2 protein-coding genes are annotated in these 9,546 nt (G+C 65.5%); both read right to left on the bottom strand.

Going from position 1 to position 9,546, the window contains the following annotated elements:
- Positions 1-248: 248 nt before the first annotated feature.
- On the bottom strand, positions 249-9,008 hold the full coding sequence (locus B7X49_RS16170) for a GH36-type glycosyl hydrolase domain-containing protein (protein WP_286705103.1): 8,760 nt from the start codon (positions 9,006-9,008) through the stop codon (positions 249-251).
- 9 nt (positions 9,009-9,017) lie between these two features.
- On the bottom strand, positions 9,018-9,440 hold the full coding sequence (locus tag B7X49_RS16165; RefSeq protein ID WP_286705102.1) for a hypothetical protein: 423 nt from the start codon (positions 9,438-9,440) through the stop codon (positions 9,018-9,020).
- Between the last annotated feature and the right edge of the window lie 106 nt (positions 9,441-9,546).

Here is a 9,546-nt window from a genome sequence, read left to right as displayed (position 1 = left end):
CATGTGCGCGAGCGCAAGCACCAGATCGGGCTGATCCGGCGCGAGACCTTCGTGCCGCAGAGCTACGCGCTGGGTCATGAGGCGCAGGTCGATTGGTATTAAGCCTGGGTCGATTTCGAGGGTGAGCGCACCAAGGTTCAGGTCTTCGCGATGCTTTGAGGGAAACTGACAACCTTGGAATATCAACGAGGAGAGATTGGGGTACCGGTTTGCCCGCGAGGGGACTGATGGGTTCGGACATTCGACTCTCACACTTTTCCGAGCACGACGTGAACCACATGGGTCAGCCCGTCGTCCTTCAGCTGTACGCCCGCTGCCGGCGGCACCACTGCTCCATCCAGCATCAGTGTGAGGATGCCACGGCACACCGAATCTGGATTCTCAACTCTGATCTCATAGAAGGAGGAGCGGTAGCGGTACACGATCTCAAATTCGGGCCAGTGGCGCGGAATGCAGGGGTCGATCGTCAACTGGTCGCCGTGAACGCCCAGGCCCAGCATGGATTCGAGGGTGACGCGGTACATCCAGCTTGCCGAACCCGTGTACCAGGTCCAGCCGCCGCGTCCGATGTGCGGGTGTTCCGAGTAGAGATCGGCGCAGACGACGTAGGGCTCGACCTTGTAGCGGTGGATCCGGGCGGCGTCGTCGCCGTGGTGGATCGGGTTGAGCATTGACAGGAGTTCGCCGCCTTTGTCGCCATTTCCCTGCATCAGGAATGCAAGTGCCGCCCATGCGGCGCCGTGGGTGTACTGGCCGCCATTTTCGCGAATCCCTGGCGGGTAGCCTTTGATGTAGCCCGGGTCGTGCTCCGGTGTGTCGAACGGCGGGGTGAACAGCAATGCGAGGCCATCGTCGCGGCGGATGAGGTATTTTTCGAGCGCCGCCATCGCGCGGGCGCCGCGATCCGGTGCGGCGGCCTGGGAGATGACCGCCCAGGACTGGGCGATCGAGTCGATCCGGCATTCATTGTTGACCACCGAGCCGAGCGGGGAGCCGTCGTCGAAAAAGGCGCGGCGGTACCAATCGCCATGCCAGGCGTTGCGTTCGAGGGCGTCACGCAGGGCGGCTGCGCGATCGCGCCAGATGGCGGCTTGCGATGCGGCGGCGCGGCGGTCGGCGAGACCGGCGAAGGCGGTCAGCCCGGCGTGGAGGAACCAGCCCAGCCAGACGCTCTCGCCCTGGCCGCCGGCACCCACGCGATCCATGCCGTCGTTCCAGTCGCCGGTACCCATCAGGGGAAGGTCATGGCGGCCGAGAGCGAGGCTCTGGTCGAGTGCCAAGGCGCAGTGATCGAACAGGGAGGCCTGCCGCGCGCTGGTTTCGGGCAGGAGGAAGGCATCATGCGCGCCGGGCGCGAGGGGCGGGCCATCGATGAAAGGAATCATGGTGTCGAGCACCGCGGTATCGCCGGTGACGGTCACGTAATGGGCGACGACGTAGGCCAGCCAACCGCGGTCGTCCGAGACGCGGGTCCGCACGCCGCGCCCGGATTCCGCCAGCCACCAATGCTGGACGTCACCTTCCGGGAACTGACGGGCGGCGGCGCGCAGCACATGCGCGCGTGCGATGTCCGGCCGGGAGAGGCACAGGGCCATAACGTCCTGCAACTGGTCGCGAAATCCGTAGGCCCCGCTGGACTGATAGAAGGCACTGCGTGCCCAGACCCGGCAGGATAGGATTTGATAGGGCAGCCAGCGGTTGAGCATGATATCGAGCGCGCGATCGGGCGTCTTGACCTGCACGGTGCCGCAGACGTCGTCCCATTGGGCGGTGACTGCGGCAAAGGCGGCATCGAGGTCGGTGGCGCGGTAGCGGGCGAGCAGTGCCTGGGCGGCGGGGGCGTCGCTCGCTTGGCCGAGGAAGACGACGATTTCGATGGTGGCACCCGCGGCCAGGTGAACTGAGGCCTGCAGCGCGCCGCAGGGATCGAACCCGGCGCCGGCGCGGCCCGACAGCACCGCACCCGGCGCCAGCCCGCGCGGCCGATCCATCGCGCCGTCGCGGCCGATGAACTCGCTGCGATCGCAGGTTGAAGCCGTCTGTGCGCCGTTGAGGTCGAGAAAGGCGACGGCATCACCGAGCGATTCACGCCAGGGATTGCGCGCGAAGATGGCACCGGTGTCGCGATCGATCGTGGTGATGAGGTTCGGGGCGGTGGCGGTGCGGTTCGGTCCGAGCCCGAATTCGACATAGGCGGTGACGGACAGGTGGCGGGCGCGGTCCGTGTGGTTGGTAATGGTGAGGCGCGAGATTTTGATCGGGTCGTCGACCGGCACGAACTGCACGAGGTCGAGGCCGATGCCGTGGGCGCGATGGGCGAACCGGCTGTAGCCCTGGCCGTGGGTTGCGGTGTAGGGCGCGGCGGTGTCGCGGATCGGCAGGGCCGTCGGGGTCCAGACCGCGCCGGTATCTTGGTCGCGCAGATAGATCGCCTCGCCCGGCGGGTCGCCGACCGGATCGTTCGACCAGGGGGTGAGCTGGTTCTGCTGGCTGTTCACGGCCCAGGTGAAGCCGCTGCCGTCGGTGGAGGTCTGAAAGCCAAAGGCGGGATTGGCGATCACGTTCAGCCAGGGAGCGGGCGTGCGGTCGTTGTTTTCGAGAATGGTGTGATAATCGCGACCGTCGTTGATGAAGCCGCCGATGCCGTTGAAGAATTCCATGGTCGGGCGCGCCGGCACTGGTTCGAGCCGCGTCGATTGGGGCGTGGGCCGGGCGGGTTGGGTCGGCAGGGATGCGCCATCATCACCGCGGTCGAGTTGCCGCGCGAGCGGGCCGGCATTGCCGTAGAGCACCACGCGAGCGCAGGCGACGAGATGGGACTGGACGGCGGGCGCGACCAGATCGGCGCGCAGCACCATGATCGCGCCGCGCGAATCGCCGCCGGGCAAAGGCGGTGCCGATTGCGTTGTCCGCACCAGGCCGTCGATAGCGGCCTGCAGGTCCTGGGCGTAGGACGTCGCCTGCGTGTTGAGGATCACGAGGTCGACCGCAAGTTGCTTGAGCCGCCAGTATTCATGCGCGCGGACCAGTTGTCGAACCAGTTCGAGCCCGGATTCATCGGAGATGACGACCAGCACGATCGGCAGATCACCTGAGATGGCGTGGGCCCAGAGTGTCGAGGGCGGCCCGATGCCGCGCGCGATCGCATCGCCGGGCGGGCGGAAGGCGCGATCGGCATAGAGGATCGGGTTGGCGAGACGCTGGAACAGATGCGCCTCGTCCGCGCCGATGCCGAGGTGACGCAGTTGCATCTGCGCCTGCATCCAGGCCAGGGTTTTGGCGCGTTCGAACGCCATGGTGTCGCGATGCTTGTCCACCAGGTCGAGGACCGCTGCGCGGGAGTCGGCGACGAGGGTCCAGAAGGCGATGCGCGCGGTCGCGCCGCGCGGGATGCGCACATGGCGGCGCAGGCTGAAAATCGTGTCGAGCGTGGTGCCGGCGGTGTTGGATAGCGGCCAGCCATCGATGATCGCGGCCGCGGTACGGATGGTCTGGCCGCGACCGAGAAACCGCGCGCGATCGGTTTCGAACTGGACGTCCCCCGAGGTCTCGCCCTCGACCACGGCAATGTGGGCGGCCCAGACCAGCGGGTCGGCCGCCGAGCGGCGGCGGCGCGTCGCCAGAATGGCCCCGAGGGCGGGGACGAATTCGGTCTGCACGAACAGGGCGCCGAAAGCCGGATGTGCCAGGTCGTCGGCCTGCCTGGCCAGGACAATTTCAGCGTAGGAGGTGATCTCGATGTCGCGGGGCTGCGATCCGTCGTTGGTGATCGAGACGCGGCGGACCTCCGCGTCGTCTTCCCGCGAGACCATGATTTCCATCGTCGTGGTCAGGTGGGCATCGGCGCGGCTGATTTCGGCATGGTCTTCCGCGAAGATCGCCTCGTAGCCATCGGGTTCGGTCATGCTAGGCTGGTAGCCGGCGGACCAGGTCTCGCCGGTGGCGGCGTCACGCAGGAAGACGTAGAGCCCCCGGTCATCACGAGTCGGATCCGCGCGCCAGCGGGTGATCGCGATGTCGCGCCAGCGGCTGTAGCCGGAACCGGAAGCGGTGAGCATGGTCGAGTACTGACCGTTCGACAGCAGGGTGGTGCGCGGCACGCGCGACTGGGCACCGGCGTAAAGGCGCAGGGCGGATGGCGCGAGGCTGGCGGCATGGGCGGAGGTGACTGCGGGCTCGGCGGGTGGGCGGGCCACCGCGATGTCGCGGGGCATCCGTTCCTGGAGCAGCAACTCGGTTGCGCGGACGATCGGTTCGGCATGGAAGCGCGCGCGCATCCGCCCGCCGTGCAGCGCGTTGGCGATGCCGACCAGGGTCATGCCCTGATGGTGCGCCATGAAGGCACGGATGATCGCAAGGTGGCTGCCTTTCGGCAGGCGCGCCGGGGTATAGTCGATCGCTTCGTACCAGCCGTAGGCCCCGGTGGCACCAAGGTCCGCGAGGTGGCGGAAATTTCGGGCGGCGGCGGCGGGATCGACCATCGCGGCCAGCCCGCTGGCGTAGGATGCGATCACGATGCTGTCGCCGAGGCCGCGCTTGTAGGCGAGGTCGGGGATGCCGAAGCTCGAATACTGGTAGGTCTTTTCGATGTCGCGGATGTTGTATTCCGACTCCGACATGCCCCAGGGCACCCCGCGTTCGGCGCCGTACTGCTCCTGGCGCCAGACGATCAGCCGGTTGGTCTGTGCCAGCAGGCTGCCGGCCGGGGCGCGCATGACCAGCGCCGGCATCAGATACTCAAACATCGACCCCGACCAGGAGATCAGGCCCGAGCCATTATGGATCGGCGTAAGGGTGCGGCCGAGGCGGAACCAGTGTTTGGCCGGCAGGTCACCCTTGGCGATGGCCACGAAACTGGCTAGTCGGGCTTCCGAAGCCAGCAGATCGTAGTAGTTTGGATCGAGGCTTTCGTCGCTGCGGCGATAGCCGATCGAGAGCAACTGGCGGTCGGGACTGAACAGGAAGCCGAATTCCATGGCATCGACCATCGCCCGCGATGTCGCCGCGATCGCGGCGAGACGGGCAACCACGTTGCGGGTGGCGGAGGGCGCGGCGGCGAGGGCCTGGGTAATGGCGGGGGTGCTGCCCGACGCGGTGCCGGCCGCGTGGTTGAGTTTAGTGGCGAGAAGAATGCAATGCTCCGGCAATGAAGCGAGCGTGGGCATCAGGGTGAGACAGGAGGCTGCATCGTCGAGCGCCGGGGGGAGCAAATTCGCCCAGGGCATCAGCAGGTCGAGATCGGCTGCGTAGGCGAGCACTGTGCGTTGCAGCGTTTCTGCCCAAAAGATGATCTGGCCGTCGGCCCGACCATCGCGCGCCTGCGACCAGTCCTGCGCGCAGCGCACCAGGGGCAAGGCCAGCGTTGTCATCACTCCGAGGCGCGCCGCAATACCGGCCGGGGTGGTCGGTGGTCGCTCCAGGCTGGTCTCGAACTGATCGATCGCGTCGATCAGCCTGGCATGCGCCTGCGCGGCGGCGTTGTGGACGCCAGGATCGGGCCGGGCGGTGTCGCGCACCATGTTCAGCGTGTCGACGAGGCCGGCGATCCAGCCCGGGTTGATCACCGGTCCGGCGATGATCTCATGGCAGGCATTGTTCAGCGCAAGCAGATGGCCGGCGAGATTGCCGCTGTCGACCGAGGAGACGTATTTGGGTTCGAGTGCGCGCAGATCGCCCGTATCGTACCAGTTGTAGAAAGGGCCGCGGAAGCGTTCCAGCCGGTCCAGCGTGGCGAGCAGGTCTTCAAGCCGCCCGATCAGATCCTGGGTGCCGAGCCACCCGAAATCATGTGCGGCGACGATCGAGAGCATGTAGAGGCCGATGTTGGTTGGGGAGGTGCGGCGCGCGACCACCGGTTCAGGGTCTTCCTGAAAATTGTCGGGCGGCAGATTGTGGTCTGCGGCGGTGATAAAGGTTTCAAAATACCGCCAGGTGCGCCGCGCCACCATACGCAGGGTGGCTGCATCGGTCTCAGTGATTGCTAGATCGCCACCTTGCGACGGCGGACGACTGGCCCAACGCGCGATGAGCGGCGAGAGGAGCCACAGCGTCAAGAATGGCACTGCGATTGCCCATTCGGGGTGCGCCTGGCGCGCCAGTACGGCGATGTAGATCGCCGTCGCAACCGCCCCAGCCATGATCTGGCGGAGCAGGCTACGCCGATCGTAAACGGCGGCGTTCGCGCTTTGCGCTGCCGTCACCCATTGAAGGAGATGGCGCCGGCGCAGGCACAGCCGGAATAAGGTGACCCCGACCGCATCAACCATAAGCCAAGCCTGATGGGCCAGAAACACGACGAGGAAGCCGCTCTGCATCAGGCCGAGGGCGAAATCGCCCCTGATCGCGCGGAGGTGGTTGGCAAACGACACACCACCCCGGCGCGGTGCTAGGCTGATGATTGCCGGCAGCAGCGGCGGCAGGACAATGGTAATGAGTATGAATGCGGTCCAGATCAGCGCTGAAGGCAGCGGTTGCATCCAGGCAATCAGCAAAGCCACCAGCGCTGCCGGGGCAGCAAGCGAGCGGCGCAAATTGTCGAGCAGTTTCCAGCGCCCCATCGCGGATATCGGCTCGTGGTGCCAGACCTTCGCGGCGGTGTGGCTGAAACCGAAGATCCACGGCAGCAACTGCCAGTCGCCGCGGACCCAGCGATGCTGGCGTGCCGCAGCCACGCCGTAGCGGGAGGGAAATTCCTCGACGACCTCGATGTCGGATACCAGTCCGGCGCGTGCGAAAATGCCTTCGAGCATATCATGACTGAGAACAGTATTGTCCGGTATCCGGTCGGCGAGAGCGGCCTCGACGCTGTCGACGTCATAAATGCCCTTGCCGCAAAACGAGCCTTCCTCGAACAGATCCTGATAGACATCTGACACCGCCAGAGCATAAGGATCGAGTCCGTTCGTTCCGGAAAACGTGCGCTGATAAAGAGAACCTTCGCGGCCCATCGGCAGGGAAGGCGTGACGCGGGGTTGCAGCATGCCGTGCCCCGCCACCACGGTCCCGGTGGCCGGGTCCAGACAGGGAAGGTTTAGTGGATGCGCCATCTTGCCCACCAGGCGGCGTGCCGCACCGATCGGTAAGCGGGTATCGGCATCCAGCGTTATGACGTAGCGGATGCCTTCTGGTAGGGTCGGTCTGTGGCCGTCCGCACCAATGAAACTGGTGTCGGTAGCGCCGCGCAGAAGCCGGTTGAGTTCATGCAACTTGCCGCGTTTGCGCTCCCATCCCATCCAAAGGCCCTCGCTGGCATTCCATCTTCGCTGGCGATGCAGCAGGGTGAAGCGTGGGCCCACGGCTGCTGGACCGTAAAGGCCATTGAGACGGGCGATGCCATTGGTTGCGGTTCCAAGGAGAGCTGCGTCGGAATCAGCCTGCTCGCGCGGGCAGTCGAGCCAATCGGTCAGCAGGGCGAAGCTGAAATTCTCGTCTGGGCTGGAGAGACAATGAACTTCGAGCCGCTCGATCTGCTGTTCGATCGATGCGGCGTCGCACAGCAGCGTCGGGACGACGATGATGCTGCGCAACTGTGCCGTGACCCCGTCGCGTAGTTCCAGGCCGGGTAGTCTCTTGCCGTCGATGAGTTCCGTGATGGTCCGGTTGACGATGGCGATCGCGATGTCCGATGCCGGAACGAAGCCGATGATCGCGAGAACGGCCAGCATCCAGCCTGCCGTGCCGGCGTCGTGAACCGCCAGCAGGATCAGCGCCAACAGAATCGCCGTGACGATGCCGATCATGCCGACATAGCTGATCACGCCGAGGGCCGACGTGCGTTCGAAGAACCTGATGCGGAGGGGCCGGCAGCAGCCGAGTGCGCGGGCAAAACCGGCACGGCCCGCCGCAATGAGGTAGTAGCCCGGATCGCATTTGCGTGCGCTCATCGGATCCTGGTCGGACTGGTTGGTTGCCGCCAGGGAAGCGGCTGCGATGGCGCGTTCGGCGACTTCGCTCTCGGTGCGGCCCGACTGGCGGGCCAGAGCCTCGATCGCGCGGCGGTAAAGGTCGCGCGTCGGGAAATCCATGGCGGCGAACGCACTCGCACGCCGCAGCACTTGGTCGACCGGGCTGACGGCCTCGAAGAACGCCGGCCAGTTGATGGTCGAGACCATGCGCATGCGGGTGATTATGTTGCGCACCGTTACGTCGGTTGCGCGCTGGGTCTGGAACTCCTTGACCACGATCTGCTCGATCGTGGTTCCCTCAGCCGCCAGGCGATCGCTCAGCCAGCGCAGGGCCGGCGTATGATCGGGATCATGGTTGCGCAGGCGTTGCGCGAGTTCCACGGCGAAGGGCGCCGACCAGGGTTCCCGGTCGAGTTCGATCGTGACGTCGCCAGTCGACATCGGTTGGTCTGCCCCGGCGCCCAGCACCCGGCTCGCGATGGTATCGGCCTGTTGGCTCGCGGTCTGTCGCACCGCGATCGTCTCGGCCAGGCGACGGAGGTTTTCGACCAGGGTAATCCGCAGGGTGATCGCGAGCGCCCATAACTCGCCGATGGTCAGGGGCTGCACCCGTTGATACGCGACGATGAAGCGCGTCAGTCTTTCCAGATCGAAACCGCTATCGGTATGTGCGACGATGGCCCAGGCTATGCCGAACACCCGCGGATCACCCTGCAACGGGCCATCGGCCAATTTGGGCAGTTTGCGGTAGAAACCGGGGGGCAGATCGTTCCTGATTTCGCGAACCTGCTCTTCAACGATGTGGAAATTATCCAGCAGCCATTCGCCGGCTGGGGTGATCGGCAAGCTGGCGGCGGCGGCCTTGGTGACGATGTGGTAGGCTTGCGTGAGGACGACGGCATTGTCGTGGAGGCGTTTGACTAGCCGCTGTCCACGCTCGGGCGTTGCCGCGATGCGTTGGGCGGCCGCAAGGCTTTCCGCGTGCTGTTCAAGGCGCTCGACGCTGAATAATTCGTCGCGGATCGGCGGCTCGGGAGTGCCAGGCGTGCTGAGCGTGCCGGTGCTGTCGGCATGCCGGCGGTTCGCAGAAGACGAGAGTGGCATCTCAGCGCCTCATCGGGCGAGTTGCTTGCGGATTGCGTGCAACTCGGCCTCATGCGCCGGGGTGGCCTTGGGATAGCTCATGTCCAGATCATCGAAAGTGTCTAGGACGATCTGCGACACGATCAGCCGCGCGTTATCCTTGTCGTCGGCGGGGACAACATACCACGGTGCGTTTGCTGTGCTGGTAGCGGCGAGGCAGGCCTCGTAGGCGGCCTGATACTGCGCCCAGAAACCACGCTCCGTCATGTCGGATTCGCTGAATTTCCAGTTTTTTGCAGGATCGTCGAGACGCACGAGAAACCGCTTGCGCTGTTCCTCCTTGGAGATGTGCAGAAAGACCTTGACGATGCGGGTGCCGTTGGCATGCAGGTGGCGTTCCAGATCGATGATGGAGCGGAAGCGCTGGTTCCAGAAACCGGCCTCGTCGCCCACCGGGTCGGCCGTAAGCGTCCGCCAGAGGCCGTTGGCCTAGTTTTGGGCAGGACGTCAGGACTTCTGGTCGATCATCCAGGGTAGGAGTTCATTGATCCGGCTGGCT

The organism is Acidiphilium sp. 34-64-41 (genome assembly GCF_002282635.1).
Classification (GTDB): domain Bacteria; phylum Pseudomonadota; class Alphaproteobacteria; order Acetobacterales; family Acetobacteraceae; genus Acidiphilium; species Acidiphilium rubrum.
The sequence above is the reverse complement of the archived record's forward strand: the minus strand, read 5'-3'. Positions and strand labels throughout refer to the sequence as shown.

What these genes read in the sequence shown, in the direction of transcription:
- B7X49_RS16170 (WP_286705103.1), bottom strand. Translation starts at nt 9,008, where the DNA reads ATGCCACTCTCGTCTTCTGCGAACCGCCGGCATGCCGACAGCACCGGC.